This is a genomic window from Roseivirga sp. AWQ4_251, assembly GCF_056158225.1.
Genome location: NZ_JBSWSW010000002.1, coordinates 1,061,060 through 1,077,198, shown reverse-complemented (window position 1 = coordinate 1,077,198; position 16,139 = coordinate 1,061,060). Strand labels below are relative to the sequence as shown.

The 16,139-nt window shown below is 39.8% G+C and carries 14 protein-coding genes; 11 read left to right on the top strand and 3 right to left on the bottom strand.

Annotation, left to right across the window (positions count from 1 at the left end):
- The first annotated feature begins 41 nt into the window (after positions 1-41).
- The 9 genes from ACXACJ_RS18860 (at position 42) to atpG (ending at position 6,233) form a co-directional block, all read left to right on the top strand.
- Positions 42-470, top strand: coding sequence for a bactofilin family protein (locus ACXACJ_RS18860; protein ID WP_475135973.1), 429 nt, complete (start codon positions 42-44; stop codon positions 468-470).
- A 59-nt stretch (positions 471-529) separates the two neighbouring features.
- The gene (locus tag ACXACJ_RS18855) at positions 530-754 is read left to right on the top strand and encodes an AtpZ/AtpI family protein (protein WP_475135972.1); all 225 of its coding nucleotides are present in this window, start codon (positions 530-532) and stop codon (positions 752-754) included.
- Positions 755-847: 93 nt separating this feature from the next.
- Positions 848-1,261, top strand: a complete 414-nt coding sequence (locus ACXACJ_RS18850; RefSeq protein WP_475135971.1) for a hypothetical protein — start codon at positions 848-850, stop codon at positions 1,259-1,261.
- On the top strand, positions 1,258-2,295 hold the full coding sequence (atpB, locus tag ACXACJ_RS18845; protein ID WP_475135970.1) for a F0F1 ATP synthase subunit A: 1,038 nt from the start codon (positions 1,258-1,260) through the stop codon (positions 2,293-2,295). Before ACXACJ_RS18850 ends, atpB begins: the two co-directional genes overlap by 4 nt.
- A 35-nt stretch (positions 2,296-2,330) precedes the next feature.
- The gene (atpE, locus tag ACXACJ_RS18840; RefSeq protein WP_475135969.1) at positions 2,331-2,591 is read left to right on the top strand and encodes an ATP synthase F0 subunit C; all 261 of its coding nucleotides are present in this window, start codon (positions 2,331-2,333) and stop codon (positions 2,589-2,591) included.
- A 76-nt stretch (positions 2,592-2,667) separates the two neighbouring features.
- Positions 2,668-3,162, top strand: coding sequence for a F0F1 ATP synthase subunit B (locus tag ACXACJ_RS18835; RefSeq protein WP_475135968.1), 495 nt, complete (start codon positions 2,668-2,670; stop codon positions 3,160-3,162).
- Between the two features lie 9 nt (positions 3,163-3,171).
- Positions 3,172-3,729, top strand: a complete 558-nt coding sequence (gene atpH / locus ACXACJ_RS18830) for an ATP synthase F1 subunit delta (protein WP_475135967.1) — start codon at positions 3,172-3,174, stop codon at positions 3,727-3,729.
- Between the two features lie 28 nt (positions 3,730-3,757).
- Complete coding sequence (gene atpA / locus ACXACJ_RS18825) at positions 3,758-5,332, top strand: F0F1 ATP synthase subunit alpha (RefSeq protein WP_475135966.1); 1,575 nt, start codon at positions 3,758-3,760, stop codon at positions 5,330-5,332.
- 25 nt (positions 5,333-5,357) lie between these two features.
- On the top strand, positions 5,358-6,233 hold the full coding sequence (gene atpG, locus ACXACJ_RS18820; RefSeq protein ID WP_475135965.1) for an ATP synthase F1 subunit gamma: 876 nt from the start codon (positions 5,358-5,360) through the stop codon (positions 6,231-6,233).
- Positions 6,234-6,290: 57 nt separating this feature from the next.
- Here atpG and ACXACJ_RS18815 read toward each other — a convergent pair whose 3' ends face one another.
- Positions 6,291-7,403, bottom strand: a complete 1,113-nt coding sequence (locus ACXACJ_RS18815) for a BF3164 family lipoprotein (RefSeq protein ID WP_475135964.1) — start codon at positions 7,401-7,403, stop codon at positions 6,291-6,293.
- A 152-nt stretch (positions 7,404-7,555) separates the two neighbouring features.
- Complete coding sequence (locus tag ACXACJ_RS18810) at positions 7,556-8,653, bottom strand: BF3164 family lipoprotein (RefSeq protein WP_475135963.1); 1,098 nt, start codon at positions 8,651-8,653, stop codon at positions 7,556-7,558.
- A gap of 494 nt (positions 8,654-9,147) precedes the next feature.
- Here ACXACJ_RS18810 and ACXACJ_RS18805 point away from each other — a divergent pair, with 494 nt between their 5' ends.
- Both ACXACJ_RS18805 and ACXACJ_RS18800 read left to right on the top strand, forming a co-directional pair.
- On the top strand, positions 9,148-9,975 hold the full coding sequence (locus ACXACJ_RS18805; protein ID WP_475135962.1) for a UbiA prenyltransferase family protein: 828 nt from the start codon (positions 9,148-9,150) through the stop codon (positions 9,973-9,975).
- On the top strand, positions 9,972-10,595 hold the full coding sequence (locus ACXACJ_RS18800) for a class I SAM-dependent methyltransferase (RefSeq protein WP_475135961.1): 624 nt from the start codon (positions 9,972-9,974) through the stop codon (positions 10,593-10,595). Before ACXACJ_RS18805 ends, ACXACJ_RS18800 begins: the two co-directional genes overlap by 4 nt.
- On the opposite strand, the gene ACXACJ_RS18795 is transcribed toward ACXACJ_RS18800, so the two are convergent.
- Positions 10,582-16,125, bottom strand: a complete 5,544-nt coding sequence (locus tag ACXACJ_RS18795) for a DUF8202 domain-containing protein (RefSeq protein ID WP_475135960.1) — start codon at positions 16,123-16,125, stop codon at positions 10,582-10,584. The two genes, ACXACJ_RS18800 and ACXACJ_RS18795, sit on opposite strands and share 14 nt — an antisense overlap.
- Between the last annotated feature and the right edge of the window lie 14 nt (positions 16,126-16,139).

The window sequence follows — 16,139 nt, the reverse complement described above, 5'->3', positions numbered from 1 at the left end:
CCGTCCCAGTCAACAAAAGATTCAACTAGACCCGAGAAGTTATGTTTTCATCAAAGGAAGAAAAAAAGGTTACCGAAGACCTAAGCAGCACCAGCAATATTATTGGCAAAGATACTGTTTTGGAAGGCAGCATTGAGTCCATAGGTAACATCCGAGTTGAAGGTAAAGTATATGGCCATGCTGTTGCAAAAGCAAAATTGGTAATGGGTACTGAATCTATAATTGATGGAAATGTAATTGCCCGAACTGCTGAAATTGCAGGAACGGTAAAAGGGAACATTGAAATCTCTGAACTTTTGGTTTTAAAACCAACGGCTGTAATTAACGGAGATATTCTTACCAATAAATTAGTAGTAGAGCCAGGCGCAAGCTTTAATGGAGGTTGTAAAATGGGCCATTTAGCTACTGAAATTGAAATTGGAAAAACACTTGCTCAAGCACAACGCGAGCCCGCAGTTAAAAGAGCGTAAAAAATAAACACCATTAACTAAAAGGAGGTTCTTATGATAGAACCTCCTTTTTTAATGTTATGAGTTTCGATGAAAATAAAGAAGGTCTGAAAAAGACCAATGCCTACCTCAAATACTCTCAGCTTGGAATTCAGCTGGCAGCTACCATTGCGTTATGCGGTTGGTTGGGTTATAAAATGGATCAGTGGTGGAATAATGAAAAGCCACTTTTCATCATCATCATGATATTTATAGGAGCCGTTGGTGCTTTCTATCAATTATATAAGTCTTTGCCCAAAGATTGAACATCCGGTATTTCAATAGAATGGATTGAATAATTAGCACTATGTTTTCGCATAGCATGCTGACTTACAACAAATTCACCTATCTTTGCGGCCATGCAGAAATTGAGTAAGCAGCTTGTTAATTCCTTAATAATCACGGCAGTTATTGCAGTTGCAATCGTGGTGCTAAAACAAATAGGAGTTTCTGAGCAGTTTATTCACCCACAAATTTGGCCAATCGTAATCTTTTCAGCTGTAGTAGGCATTATCATCGTGATGGTGAATCACTGGGGAATTAGTACCCTCGATCCGCAATCACGAACCAATGTTTTTCTAGCTACCACAGGATTAAGGCTTGTATTGAGCATGGCCTTTTTAGGAATTATGACATACATAGGCCTTGGCGATTATGTAGTTACGTGGGTTGTCAATTTCTTTGCTGTCTATTTATTGTACTTAGTTTTTGAAATATATAGCATTCTGTCTAACTTGCGCGCGATTTCGAGAGAGGGTGAGAAACCATTATGAAGCTACCATTTATTAAGACTCCCAAGACACTGATCATTAGTCTTTTAATTGCTGTAATCAGTGCTGTAAACGTTACAAATTTGAGAGCTGCCAGCGGTAGCGAAACTGAAGAGGCGCCTGCAGGTGGAACTGAGTTCATCATGCACCACATTGCCGATTCGCACGAATGGCACCTAATTACGCTAGGTCACAAGCATGTAACCATTCCTCTTCCTGTAATCATTTATGAAAAAGGACATGGTGTTAAATTCTTCATGTCATCTGATTTTGTAGATGAAGAGCACCATCCAGTAGAAGTAGATGGCTTTATGCTTGAGCATGGAGAACTTCATTCTGTACACCATGCAGAATTCATTGATTTGTCAATAACCAAAAACGTTGCATCTCTTTTATTCAGCGTTATTGTTTTAATAATCGTATTCTTGGGCGTTTCTAAAACCTACAAAAAAGGTATTGCTGCGCCAAAAGGTCTTCAGTCTTTCATGGAGCCTATTATCGTTTTCATTAGAGACGATATTGCTAAAGTGAACATTGGTCATGATAAGTACGAGCGTTTTATGCCTTACTTACTTACTTTGTTCTTCTTTATTCTTTTCAACAACCTTTTAGGTTTAACGCCAGGTGCGGCCAACCTTACCGGAAATATTGCGGTAACAGTTACTTTGGCTTTGTTCACCTTTATCATTACAAACTTTAATGGTAAAAAGGCTTACTGGACACACATCCTTTGGACTCCTGGTGTTCCACTTCCTGTAAGGCCTGTAATCTTAATTGTAGAAATTATCGGTATTTTCACTAAGCCTATTTCATTGACACTTCGTTTGTTCGCTTCTATCACAGCGGGTCACATTGTAGTGTTGAGTATCGTAGGGCTTGGCTTTATTTTACAAAGTGTTACTATCGGTTTTGTAGGAACTGCATTTTCGGTAATAATTACTTTGATTGAAGTTGTAGTAGCCCTAATTCAGGCCTACGTATTTACCTTGTTCTCATCAATGTACATCGGCCAAGCCGTAGATGACGGACACCACTAATTAGAAACCATTGTTTCATTTATAATAGACAAATTATGTTCGCTATTTTATTAACTGCCGGTTACGCTCTTATGGGTGCTGGTATTGGTGCTGGGTTAGTTGCAATAGGCGCTGCCATTGGTATCGGAAAAATTGGTGCTTCTGCTATGGAAGGTATGGCTCGTCAGCCTGAAGCTGCTAGTAAATTGCAGTCAGGTATGTTGATCATCGCTGCCCTTATTGAAGTAATTGCCTTGTTTGGTGTAGTAGTATGTTTCTTGTTGGCTAACAACGCAACAATCGCTGCTGCTCTTTAATCCAAGCAAATTAATTTACTGAATTCAGGCTATTGCATTAGGCATGGCCTGAATTCAATTTAAAAACAAAACCATTATGGACTTATTAATACCAGATATGGGCTTATTGATCTATCAGATCATTGCCTTTTTAATTCTTCTATTTGTACTAGGTAAGTTTGCCTGGAAACCAATCCTGAGTGGTTTGAAGGAAAGGGAGCAAAGCATTGAAAGCGCTTTACTTGCTGCTGAGCAAGCTAAAAACGAAATGCAGGCCCTTCAAGCGGACAACGAAAGACTTTTGGCCGAGGCTAGAACTGAAAGAGATCACATGATCAAAGAAGCATTAGCTACCGCCAACTCAATTAAAGAAGAAGCTAAAGCTGAAACCTCTAAAATCACTGCAAAGATGATTGAAGACGCTAAAGCTACTATCGAAACCGAGAAAAGAGCTGCTTTGGCAGATGTGAAAAACCAAGTGGCAACTTTGTCATTGGAAATCACAGAGAAATTACTCAGAAAGCAATTGGCCGATGAAAAAGCTCAGAAAGAGTTGATCGATGGCTATGTAAATGATTTGAACCTTAATTAATAGGTATAAATGTCTGAATACAGAATTGCCTCCCGTTATGCCAAATCGTTGCTAGAATTAGCTGACGAAAGAGGCGTATTGGAAGATGTAAACAAAGACATGCAGCTGTTCTCAAACCTAGTGAGCGAGAACAGGGACTTTCTTCTTTTATTGAAGAGCCCTATTGTAGCGCATGATAAAAAATTGAAGGTACTGAAGCAGGTATTCGATGGCAAAGTAAATGACCTAACCCAAGGCATTTTCGACATCCTTACCCGCAAACACCGTGAAGCATTTCTTCCGGCTATTGCCAAAGAGTTTCACCATCAGTACAATGCCAAAAAAGGTGTTGCAGAGGCAACTGTAACTACAACTTTCCCTCTAGACGAAGGTCTGAGAAAGGAATTTGAAGCAGTGGTAAAGAGAATTTCCGGAAAGGAAGTAGAACTTACAGAATTAGTGGACGAAAGCCTTATTGGAGGTTTCGTTCTTAAAATTGGCGACCGTCAAATTGATGATTCAATCAATTCAAGGTTGAAAGCTTTAAAATTAGAATTTAGTAAAAACCCTTACGTAAAGGAGTTTTAAAATATTTAACACATAACTGTATCAGAAAATGGCAGATGTAAGACCTGATGAGGTTTCAGCAATTTTGAGAGAACAACTCTCAAACTTTAAATCAGAAGCTGAATTAGAAGAAGTAGGTACCGTATTGCAAGTAGGTGATGGTGTAGCCAGAATCTACGGCTTGTCTAAAGCGCAATCGGGTGAACTTCTTGAATTCGAAAACGGACTTAAAGCCCTTGTTTTGAACCTTGAAGAAGACAACGTAGGTGCTGTACTTCTTGGAGATTCTGGCGAGATCAAAGAAGGCGCTACTGTTAAAAGAACAGGTACAATTGCCTCAATTCAGGTAGGTGAAGGAATGGTTGGCCGTGTGGTTGACACCCTTGGTAACCCAATTGATGGTAAAGGTCCTATCTCAGGCGAAACTTTCGAAATGCCATTGGAAAGAAAAGCTCCTGGTGTTATCTATCGTCAGCCAGTAAATGAGCCTCTTCAAACAGGTATCAAAGCGATTGACTTTATGATTCCAATCGGAAGAGGTCAGCGTGAATTGGTAATTGGTGACCGTCAGACAGGTAAAACTGCTGTAGTTATCGATACCATTTTGAACCAAAGGGAGTTCTACGAAAAAGGTGAGCCTGTATTCTGTATCTACGTTGCTGTAGGTCAAAAGGCTTCTACTGTTGCTGGTGTGGTTGCCGCTCTTGAAAAAGGTGGTGCTATGGACTACACTGTTGTTGTGGCAGCTTCTGCATCTGATCCGGCTCCATTGCAATTCTTCTCTCCATTTACCGGTGCTGCCATTGGTGAGTACTTCAGAGATACAGGAAGACCTGCCTTGGTAATTTATGATGACCTTTCAAAACAAGCGGTAGCTTACCGTGAGGTTTCTCTTCTTTTAAGAAGACCTCCAGGACGTGAGGCTTACCCTGGTGACGTTTTCTACTTGCACTCAAGACTTTTGGAAAGAGCAGCGAAAATCAACGCTAACGATGAGATCGCAGCTGACATGAACGACCTTCCTCCTTCATTGAAAGGAAAAGTTAAAGGTGGTGGTTCATTAACAGCCCTTCCAATTATTGAAACTCAAGCAGGTGACGTTTCTGCTTATATTCCAACCAACGTAATTTCAATTACTGACGGTCAGATTTTCCTTGAAACTAACCTTTTCAACTCTGGTGTGCGTCCAGCGATTAACGTAGGTATTTCAGTATCTCGTGTAGGTGGTTCAGCACAAATCAAGTCAATGAAAAAAGTAGCGGGTACTTTGAAGCTTGACCAAGCTCAGTTCCGTGAATTAGAAGCATTTGCCAAGTTCGGTTCTGACCTTGACGCAGCTACTAAATTGACTATCGATAGAGGTAGAAGAAACCAAGAAATATTGAAGCAAGGTCAGTATTCTCCAGTATCAGTAGAAGAGCAAGTAGCCATTATCTACGCTTCTACTAAAGGTATGTTGGATGCTGTTCCTGTAGAAAAAGTGAAAGAGTTTGAGAAAGAGTTCTTAACAATTATGAGAACTTCTCAGAAAGAAGCTCTAGACCTTTTAAGAGCTGGTAAGCTTGACGATACTGCTACTTCAGCTATCGAAAAGACAGCGAAAGACTTAGCAAGCAGATATTAATTTCAAAAAGTCCAAATCTCTATAGATGGCGAATTTAAAGGAAGTAAAGGAGAGAATACAGTCGGTTAGTTCAACTCAGCAGATTACCCGAGCCATGAAAATGGTGGCGGCAGCAAAGTTGAGAAGAGCCCAGGATAGGATTATTCAATTAAGACCTTATTCTGAAAAATTGGCTGCAATTCTTGCCAATGTATCTTCAGGAACTAGCGATGAGTCGATGAACACTTATGCTGAAGAGCGTGAAGTGAAGAATGTACTTATTGTACCTGTAACTTCTGACAGAGGCCTTTGTGGCGCTTTCAACTCTAACATTATTAAAGGGGTGAGAGCTTACATGAATGTAAATGCAGGAGCTAGTTTCCACATTATGCCGATTGGTAAAAAAGCTTTCGACTTCTACAAAAAGCAGAATGTAAACATCATCAATTCTTATTGGGATGTGTTTGGCGACCTAAGCTTTGATAAAGTGAAGGAAGCTGCAGAATTTGCCATGAAGGGCTTTGAAGAAGGTAATTTCGATAAAGTGATTTTGGTATACAACGAATTTAAGAATGTGGCTACTCAAGTTGTAAGAGCTGAGCAATTCTTACCTATCGTTCAAGCTGAAATTGAAGAATCTGAGGTTAATACTAACACTGATTACATTTTCGAACCTTCTAAGGACTTTATTGTAGAGGAATTGATTCCTAAATCATTGAAGATTCAATTCTACAAGGCTGTATTAGAATCTAATGCTTCTGAGCATGGCGCTCGAATGACTGCCATGGGTAAAGCAACTGATAATGCAGGTGAGTTGTTGAAAGACTTGAAATTGATGTACAATAGAACTCGTCAGGCAGCCATTACCAAGGAAATCCTCGAGATTGTTGGTGGTGCAGAAGCGCTTGCTTCTGATAAATAAGATTCACAAAATCATATATAAAAGCCCTTTTGAGAAATCAGAAGGGTTTTTTTGTTTCTACTCGACTAATAGGTTCAGCAGTTCTTGTGGCATATCGAATACCGCAATTCCCGGATTTTCATCGGTTGTAATGCCGTATATTTTGCCAAGATTTTCATCTACTGTTAGGCATTGAATGGAGCAATCTAGATTGAGTTGAAATTTGACTTCTCCAGCTTTTGAAATTATATATATTGTTTTAGCAAGAATTCCATCATTTCTATATTCTTGCTCAGAATAGCCTCCATACAGGTCGTAGATGAAGTTTTTACTAAAAGCAACGTCTCTATGTCCATAGGCATTGTTTTCATCTATGATTACCGCGGTGTTTGTTCCTGACCCAGCAATCTCAAATGCTGGGAGTTCCATTCTTGGGCCATTTAATTCTATAAAGCGTTTGATTTCAAAGTCGAATATATCGAGTCTATCGCGGTGTATGCTGGCTTTTACGTAGAGTTGGTCAAATGGAGATCGTTTAAACCAGCCAGAGTTGATTTCGGATATGATATAATTGTTGACTACTGTTCCATTGCTTTTAATACCGCTACTTTCCAGAGATTCCCATTGGCCATAACCCTCAAGTCTTTCTCCTTTACGATTAAAGGCAACGAGCTTATTAGAATCTGCAGCCATTACACATAAATAACTTGAGTTTGTTATTAATTGCATATTGATGGCGGGATACATGCTTTGTGGTTGACGGAACTCAGATATCGAAAGTTTAGATGAATCATAAATGGAAAATTCAGCCATCCTTTTGCTAATGGTGCTATTTACCCAAAATGTAGAGTCGGAAAAGCCAGGATCAAATAAATGTGCATCTGTAATTTCATTGGGGCCAATTCCCATTTTGCCTTTTGCAGAATGATAGCTTAGATCTTTTTGATTGATGATGTGAATGAGTGGTTTATCCTCGTAAATCCTTGACAACTCAATCACAATCAAAAAACTATCCTTACGCTCAATTTTGTAAGGCATGATTAATTCTGGTATGTGGACTTTGCTATTGGTGAGCTTGAAAATAGGTTTGCCGTTTGTTTCAAAATCGAAATGATTTTTTTCTCTAGGTTGGCAGGAAACAAGGATAATGGTGAGTATAAATAAACAGATGAATTGACTTTTTACATTCATAACTATTAATGTAGTTCAATTTTGTCTGGTTTAAAAACTCACTACAATAAGTCGGGATTTTATAAATCGATTACGAAAGTGTTTAGGCTAAAATGCGAATTGAAATATCTTTAAAGCCTGATTTTGATGCTTCGGAATCAGGTTTTTTTCTTTTAGTTGGCCAATAGGTTCAGCAGTTCTTGTGGTATATCGAATACTGCTATGCCCGGATTTTCATCGGTTGTAATGCCGTATATCTTGCCTAGGGTTTCGTCCACGGCAATATTTATTACAGATCGGTCTAAATCTAGCTTGTACAGTACCTCGCCCTTTTTTGTAATTACATAGACTGTTTTGGCCATTATGCCATCCCTTCGGTAATCTATCTCGCTAAATCCGCCATATAGGTCGTAAATGTATTTGGGGCCAAAAGTAACATCTCGATGAGCATAGTCTAGTTCGGCTGAAAAGGCGATTCCAGTATTGTTGCCCGAGCCGGTAATTTCAAACTCGGGTATTTCCAATCTTGGTCCATGAATATAGAGGACTTCTTTCGATTCGTTGTCAAATAATGAGAGCCTATCTCTGTATAGAGATGACTGCACAAATAGCTGGCTGTATGGGTCTTTAACGAATTTTCCTGCGTTAATGCGAGAAATAAGATAATTGTTAAGGTATGAAGATCCATCATTAGCAAGCCTTTTAATAGGTTCTTTTAAACCAAATCCATTCGTTCGATTACCTCTCTTGTCGAATTCTACAAAATTGTAGGCATCAGTTGTTATCATACATATATAGGTACTATCTGACCCTAGTAGCACATAATTTGCCACTTGCATTGTGTTAGGTAGCTTTAATTTTACCTCGGGAAGTGGAAAGTTGTTGTGTAATGAGAATTGAGACAATGTTTTGTCGATTACACTATTAATCCAAATTATTGAATCGTTGAAGCCTGGGTCATACTTATCTACGTCAGTTATTTCTAAGGGGCCATAGCCCATTTTCCCTTTTGCTTGTATATACTTAAGGTCAGGTAGCTTTATATAATGAATGAAAGGTCTGTCCTGAGGAATTCTAGATGATTCTCTAACAATAAGAATATCTTCTTTGATATCTAACTTTAGAGGAATCAGAAGTTCATCGAAGTTTATTTTATTGCTAGTAAGGGTAAATATAGAATCGTGTTTATTGTCAAAATCAAAGACGTTAACTTCTTGTTTTTGGCAACCAAAAAATAAAGCCAAAAATGTCAGTAAAATAATGTTTCGCATAAAATCGAATAGAAGTCAAAGTGTGTGTTTAAGCCTGCCTTAAAGATGTTTAGCCATAACTAATTATCTCTCGGGCAGCCTTGTTTTCATTACTGTACATATTTGAGTAGTTCTTTCATCATCCTCATGACATGTTTCGCTTGTGATATCCGTAAAACCATCAGCAGAATCTTGACATCAAATTTTTCTAACTAATTCGTCAGTTTTAGCATCATTGGGTGTTACAAAAAATACAATTGATGTACTCATAATCATAGCTATTGATAGCAGTCCATTTTTAACTTTTACATAGAAAAATGTTTGTTGTAAATAATATATATTTCTTTAATAGAACTAATAAAGCCAATATAGACGATAAAAATCACTATTGATGTTACTTGATTTGCGTGACTGGTATTGGTCAAATTTGTTCTAATCATTATAGACAGTATTGTTGTGGTATGATTTGCCCTATCTTTAAAGCCTGATTTTGATCCTTCGGAATCAGGGTTTTTATGCTTAAAGTCATTCAATTTATTCAAAACCTCAGTTTAGATGTTACAGCAGGAGCGGTGATTTCTAGCCTTTTTATGGCTAAAATCTTTCAGGTGGATTTGAGTGTCTCCATGTTGATTGGTTTGGCTGTGGCTATTTGGCTTATTTACACGGTCGATCATTTGATGGATGCCCGAAAGTCAACCCAAACTTCTACCAACAAACGGCATGAATTCCATAAACGAAACAGAAACTTACTAACAGGCCTGGCTGCTATCGTTTTTTTGATTGGCTTGGTTAACCTGATGTATTTGCCACGGCAAACCATCTATATGGGCTTAGGTTTGGCTTGTTTAGTTGGCGTTTACTTGGGCACTTTACACGTGTTGAACCTGAGCAGAACTTGGCATAAAGAAGTGCTTGCCGCTGTTATTTACACTGTTGGCGTTTTTGTAGCGCCTTTATCCTTGATTGACGTTTACAAAATCCATCAATGGTTGGTGTTTATAGAATTCTTTCTAATTGTATTTGCCAACCTTATGATTTTTCCCCTTTTCGAATACCAAAACGATAGTGCAGATGGTATACATTCCATAGCCACATTGGGAGGAAAGCGTTTTGTAAAAGCTCTGGCTTATTTCATTCTTGTACTGAACTTTGGATTGCTGATTTATGGATGGGTTTCGCACAATAAACCGATTTGGAACACTTCTCAATTGGTGTTTTTCGGAATGAACCTTACACTTTTTATTCTACTTCCTTTCGAGACTTACTTCCAAAAACACGACCGCTATCGTTTATTGGGCGATGGCATTTTCTTTATTCCACTATTAGGTCTTTTGATGTGAAGAATACGTTCAACCTTGTAGCTCCGGTTTACGATTTGCTGGCCAAAATCATTTTTGGGGAGAAATTGAGGTTGGCTCAGAAGCATTTTTTACCGCTGATTCCGAAAAAAGCAGAGGTATTGATTTTAGGTGGTGGAACGGGAAATATCCTCACAGATCTGTATGCTACCGGTTTCCATGGAAGGGTGTTTTATGTTGAGGCTTCAAGCAAAATGACGGCACTTACCCAAAAGAAGCTAGACCCAAAATGGCAAGTAGAGCTGATTCATGGTGAAGAAGATTGTGTGCCCGATCGGCTTTTCGATGTGATTATCACCAATTTTGTGCTCGATCTGTTTAACCCTGAAAGGCTGGAAATTGTGGTAGATGATCTGAAGGCTAAACTGAAACCTGATGGTTTTTGGGTAATTACAGAGTTCAAAAATACAGGAAAACCGAACCATACTTTTCTGATAAAATTGATGCTCAAATTTTTTCAATATGCATCAAAAATCGAATCCAGAACGCTTTATGATTATCACGAATTGTTTGAAAGAAGAAGCCTTTCACGCATTCAGTTTGATGAAAGCATGAAAGGCCTCATTTTCTCTTCGGTTTATAAATGCCCTACTGAACCATAAGTTTAAACGACTTCGAGCTGTTGTTGGTAAGGTCAGTAATTACCACGATATATATTCCCGATAATAGTCTATCAGTAGGAATCGTCACATTTCCCATTTCTGGTTTTAAAGTAGTTGTCAATTCATGGTGACTCACACCCCTCATATCCCTGACATGAATGGCAACTTCAGTTTGCTGTGAAACTCTATATTCCAAGGTTAGCGCCTGCCCAGCCGAAACTGGATTAGGGTAGAGCTTGTATTCTTGCTGAACAATATTGATTTCTGGAATATAGATTCTTCTTACCTCCGAAGTTGTAGAACTTCCATTTAAGTCGGTCTGTCTTAAGCGATAGTAGTTTGTGCCTTTATTCGGGCGCGTATCGAGGTAATCATAATAGTTGATGTTCTCAGTGCTACCTGCTCCTCGCAATGTGGCAATAGTTTCAAAATTCAAACCGTCATTACTTCTTTCCAACGAAAAATAAGCATTGTTTTCTTCGGAAGAAGTTACCCATTCCGTTAGCACTTGGTAATCAGAATTCACTTCTGCTTCAAAAGAAACGAGGGTAATTGGTAGCGACCTGTTTTCAACAGAACCTAAGGTGAAGAATTGCCCGTCAGTAAAGTTTACTGAGAAAGTAACTGTTTTGGCTACCGAGTTAATGGACAAAGGAGAAATTAGGCTTACGCCAGAAGTGAAATCTCCATCGTTGTCCACCATAAGTCTCAATTGGTTCAAATTGTTGGTTCCTGAACCAAGAGGGCCACTAATGCTCGCCAAGTCAAAAGTTAGTTTTACAGAACCTACTGTTCCAGTTTCTTGAACATACCATTCTCTAAACAACCTACCATGAACTTGCGAAGTGTTGTATTCGGTATTTCCTTCCGCTCGTGTACCTTCAATCGCTACATTATCATTACCCCAAAGCATATAGGAATCACTTTGTGAAAGAGCTCCCGCTACCTCCATGGTAACTATTGCATCATCGTTTTCGCTCTTAGATTTGGTTTGCATGAAACAACCACTATCGTCTCTGGCAATTCCAGCGATATCATGACTATAGCTCAATTGCTCATCCCAATCCCAGACAATACCGTTGTCGGCTGCCAAGTAATCTTGAAAGCCAGTACTTCCCGCGCGTGTAATACCATATTTAATGGCCAAATAGCTTTCAACTCTTTGTCTTTCTGCGGCTGTTAGGTCGTTTGAGAAAACAATGGCTTCAGCAATTCTTCCATTGAACTGAGAATTTACATTGGCGTCATCTTGGTTTCCGATACCAAAGGAACCTGGGCCGGTTAAGGAAGTATTGGTTGATGTGCCAGAAGCTACATTGGCTGAATTCACATAAAGCTGAATGGATCCAGAAGAATTAGACCGTATGCGAGTACCTGTAACAATATAAGGTTCAAAGTTATTGTAAGTTATTCCCGAAGGTGTTCTGGCATTTAATGATGAATTGTTGGCCGCGTTAAAGTGAAGTCTTCCTCCTGAAATGCCAAGGCCATAATCTGCACTTCCTCCTGAGTCTCCTCCTCCAATAATTGCTGGTGCATCCTCAAAATTGGTAGTAGAACCACCCGCTTGTCCCGTTTCAAAAACCGCTATCAAGGTCATGTCATCTGAAACATTATTACCATTAGTGGTTTTCATGTAAGAAGCGTTGCTTGAACCTGGGTCCTTGATGTTAATGGCTGGGTTAAAGTTGATTTCATTGGTTTCGTAAGTAGGCAAAACTGGCGAAGCACCTGAAAGGTCGCTTTCGCTAGCATTTCTGCCAGCAGTGCTTTGGTCTGCCCAGTCGGAAATTGAAGCACCATCTACACTGGTGTTAGTTCCTGCATCGCCTCTTAACCAAAGAGCTAAGTTTGCAGTCACGCCACCAGGTCCACAAGCTTCTCTTGCGGTTCCCAAAGTGAAAAAGTCCCCATTCTCAAAATCGATATTATTGAAGGTAATCACATCTCCATTTAAAGTGCCGCCAGGAATAGAAACAGCGCTTGCCATAGTAGAACTAGATGAAACCAACAGATGAAAATCAGTAGCTATTGAAGAATATCCCAAACCTGATAAATCGAAAGAGACTGAAGTATTACCCACGGAACCCGTTTCTTGAACTTTCCAAACGCGAGTCATACGTTCCGTTATTCCGCTAGGTATATCAGAAGTATTGCTGCCGGATTGATTTATGTCTCCATTATCATTTCCCCAAATCAAGAACGAATTATCCGCAGTGAAGCTATTGGTATTGGCCATGTTACTAGCATAAATTCCCCCTAAACCTATGGCTACAATACTGTCATCATCTTCACTTTTCGATTGCTTCTGCTCTAAACATGAACCATCATCTCTTCCAATTCCTGCAATGTCATTGTTGTGGCTAGCGTTAGAGGAGGCACTCCAAATGGAGCTTCCCGCAGAGTTCACGTAATTTTGAGCTGTGGTTTGGTTAAGACTAATGCCATATTTTAAAGCCAAATACGATTGAATTTTTGCATGATCAGCATCCGATGGTCTGGCAGAGAAGGAAATAATTTCGGCAATTTGTCCATCGAAGTTATCGCTAAGGAATGTGTTAGCGTCTAAGTTGCCGCCAATGCGATAAGCAGCATCTGCAGAAGTCAAAAATGTGCCACTGTTTAGGTCGGCATAGTTGCGTCCGTTGATAAACATTTCAGTACTGTTATTTCCGGAGTTGTTCTTAATTCCAAACAGATAAGTATTGTCAATATTTAAAGAGCCGAAACTGGCTTGGCTTACTCCTCTTCTCCAGCGCGTGCCGGTGCCGCCAATGGCATGTGTTACAACTTCAGATTCATAAGCGCTTGTGGCAGAGCCAAAGAGTAAGCTTCCAAATTGATTTGTTGCGGTTGCTGGTACCTCAAATTCAACCACTAACAATTCGCTCGTACTCGCATTATTATAGGTTTGGTCGGTATTGAGCACTATATAATAGGCAGAAGAATTAAAACCTCCATTTCCAGTCAATTCTTCAGTATTGGCTGCATCAAAATTGAGAGAAGGGTTATAATTAATGGAAGATGAAGCAAAATTAGGCTCATCTCCAGAGGGTGCTGTAGCATTATTGCTGCCAGCTTGATCGGTCCAACTGGAAACATTAGCACCATTAACAATGGTGTTGGTTCCTAAATCGGCTTTTAACCAAAGAGTTAAGTTCGAACTTACATTTCCTGGGGCGCAATCAATAAAGGAAGTGCCCAAGCTGAAGTATTGACCATTCGATAAATCGACATCGGAAAAGGTGAGCGTATTGCCTACTAAGCTACCACCGGTTATGATACTGGCCGAACTGAAATCACCATTTGATTCATTATTCGCGATCAATAAGCTATAGTCTGAAGCCTGAGGGCTTCCGGAAATACTCAAATTAGAAATGTCGAATGATATGCTGTTGTTTCCTGTTTCTCCGGTTTCGGCAATTCTCCATATTCTTTCCACACGTTGTGAGATCAAAGCAGGCACATTTGTAGTTTCGGTATCTGTAGTTAGTCCACCATTATTTCCCCAAACCATCCATGAATTATTGCTGTTAAAAGAACTACCATGGTCTACCGTTACTACAGAACCTGTATTCTCACTTCTTGAACGTTGCTGCTCTAAGGCTGAATTATCGTCACGGCCAATACCGGCAATGTCTTTATTGTATTCTAAATAACCACCAATGGCAGCACTGCTGGTTGCATTGAAAATGATAGAGCCTGATGAGTTAACATAATTATAAGGAGTGGCTTGATTTAAGGTAATACCGTATTTAATTGCCAAATAGCTTTCAGTTTTATTACGTTGAACGGTGGTGAAACTTCCTGGCTCATTGCAATAAATAAATTCGCTAATTTCTCCAAAGTAGGAATTGGTGTTGTTGTCGTTGCCATCATCAAATCTCGATCCTCCATCAGATCCTCCAATTTCGATTCCACCAGAGTGACTGTATAACAAACCAACGCCTGTTAAACTGCCAATCTCCTGACCGTTCAAGTAGGCCTTGATCGTTCCTGAAGAAGTGCTGTTTCCTAAATATTCTAGCGTAACAATGTATTCCGTGTTTGAAGAGATTGGCGTGCTTATGGTTTGAGTTGAACCGTCATTCCATGGCGAGCCAGGGCCATCGTTTGCTCGGTTCCAAGCCGTTAAATGTAGGTCGCCATTGCGTATGTAAATGTTCATTCCACGGCTTCCTCCGCCTTGTTCATACACTACCTGCCTGCTAGCTATATCGCTGGAGCTTGTTCTAAATGCCAAATTGATTCCTTTAGAAGAATAATCACTGGCGGTGTTAAAGTCAGTATTGTTGTCAATGTTTAGTGTGTTCGACCCAGAACCAAAATCTACAGTAGGGTTAAAATTGATGCTGCTTGAAGTACTGCGATAAATGGCAGTTCCCGAACCGCTATTGGCATCATGATCGCCAACCCATTGGTCTTGCCAATCTGTAACGGTTCCTCCATCTGTTGAAGATGTAACACCAACATTGGCTTTCAGCCAAGTGCTTAAAGCCGCTTTGTAGCCACCAGGGCCAATCGCTTGGCTAAGACAATTATCTGAAGAAACGGCAGCGGTTACTCCGGCAACTAAGTCAAGCCCACTCACTGAAGATTGAGTATTGGTTGGGAAGGTGTTGATGTTTGTTAAGTCTATACCTGGTGTGTTTTCATCCGTATCAGAAGCAAAGATTGAATAGCCATAAACTACTTGATTCGGTTGAATTCCCAATTCAGTAAACGAAACGGCTACACCTTGTACAGTTTGTGCGGCTTGGCCTACAATTGTACCGATGTTAAGTAAGGGAAGAGGGTCTTGGCCTAAAGTCTGTCTTCTGAGAATCAGGTAGTTGTTAAAGGTCACTCCATTTCCGCTCCAGTCGGAACTTGAAATAAGTACGGTTGGCGTATAGCCTGAAGGATTTCCAAATTCATCTAAGGAGGTGATAGCCGCAACTCGAATGTTGTCATTGCCGCCTCTTTCTACTACAGGAAATACAGCATTTGCCGGCTCACATGTTACAATGCCCGTATGCCAAATGATATCGACTCTTTCGGTTTGAGCTTGAATACTTCCTGCAGCGAGGTCATCATCATTTACTAAAATGTTATCGTAGCCAGCGTTTATATTTCTGGTTTTATAAATAAGATCTGCATCTTCAACCGCGCGCGGGTCTAGGTCCAGTTGATTTGGAGTAGTGCCAGTATTGATTTGAGTTAGTGAATACCAAATATTGATGAAACGGCTGCCATCGGTTCTTCTAAGGGCCACAGTATCCGGAACAAGAAAATTATTGTAAGTATTTCCCCCAACAACATAACTCGTAACAGCCATATCGTTGCCTTGACCATTTCTTACGGTGTAGGTGGTATTGGCCGAAATACTATTGCTGGCATCACTTGGTGCTACTTGATTGTATTGGCTGTCGGGTGCGGCAGTACTTGCCACGTTGATCGTGGTAATAGCAGTTTGAGCAAATGCTAGATTTGAATCAAAGCAAAAGAATAAAATCCCCAATAATAGAAGCAAACTATTACGAGTAGTCATAGCGATAAGTGTTT

Coding starts and splice junctions, on each gene's coding strand:
- ACXACJ_RS18860 (WP_475135973.1), top strand. CDS start 42: ATGTTTTCATCAAAGGAAGAAAAAAAGGTTACCGAAGACCTAAGCAGC.
- ACXACJ_RS18855 (WP_475135972.1), top strand. CDS start 530: ATGAGTTTCGATGAAAATAAAGAAGGTCTGAAAAAGACCAATGCCTAC.
- ACXACJ_RS18850 (WP_475135971.1), top strand. CDS start 848: ATGCAGAAATTGAGTAAGCAGCTTGTTAATTCCTTAATAATCACGGCA.
- atpB (WP_475135970.1), top strand. CDS start 1,258: ATGAAGCTACCATTTATTAAGACTCCCAAGACACTGATCATTAGTCTT.
- atpE (WP_475135969.1), top strand. CDS start 2,331: ATGTTCGCTATTTTATTAACTGCCGGTTACGCTCTTATGGGTGCTGGT.
- ACXACJ_RS18835 (WP_475135968.1), top strand. CDS start 2,668: ATGGACTTATTAATACCAGATATGGGCTTATTGATCTATCAGATCATT.
- atpH (WP_475135967.1), top strand. CDS start 3,172: ATGTCTGAATACAGAATTGCCTCCCGTTATGCCAAATCGTTGCTAGAA.
- atpA (WP_475135966.1), top strand. CDS start 3,758: ATGGCAGATGTAAGACCTGATGAGGTTTCAGCAATTTTGAGAGAACAA.
- atpG (WP_475135965.1), top strand. CDS start 5,358: ATGGCGAATTTAAAGGAAGTAAAGGAGAGAATACAGTCGGTTAGTTCA.
- ACXACJ_RS18815 (WP_475135964.1), bottom strand. CDS start 7,403: ATGAATGTAAAAAGTCAATTCATCTGTTTATTTATACTCACCATTATC.
- ACXACJ_RS18810 (WP_475135963.1), bottom strand. CDS start 8,653: ATGCGAAACATTATTTTACTGACATTTTTGGCTTTATTTTTTGGTTGC.
- ACXACJ_RS18805 (WP_475135962.1), top strand. CDS start 9,148: ATGCTTAAAGTCATTCAATTTATTCAAAACCTCAGTTTAGATGTTACA.
- ACXACJ_RS18795 (WP_475135960.1), bottom strand. CDS start 16,125: ATGACTACTCGTAATAGTTTGCTTCTATTATTGGGGATTTTATTCTTT.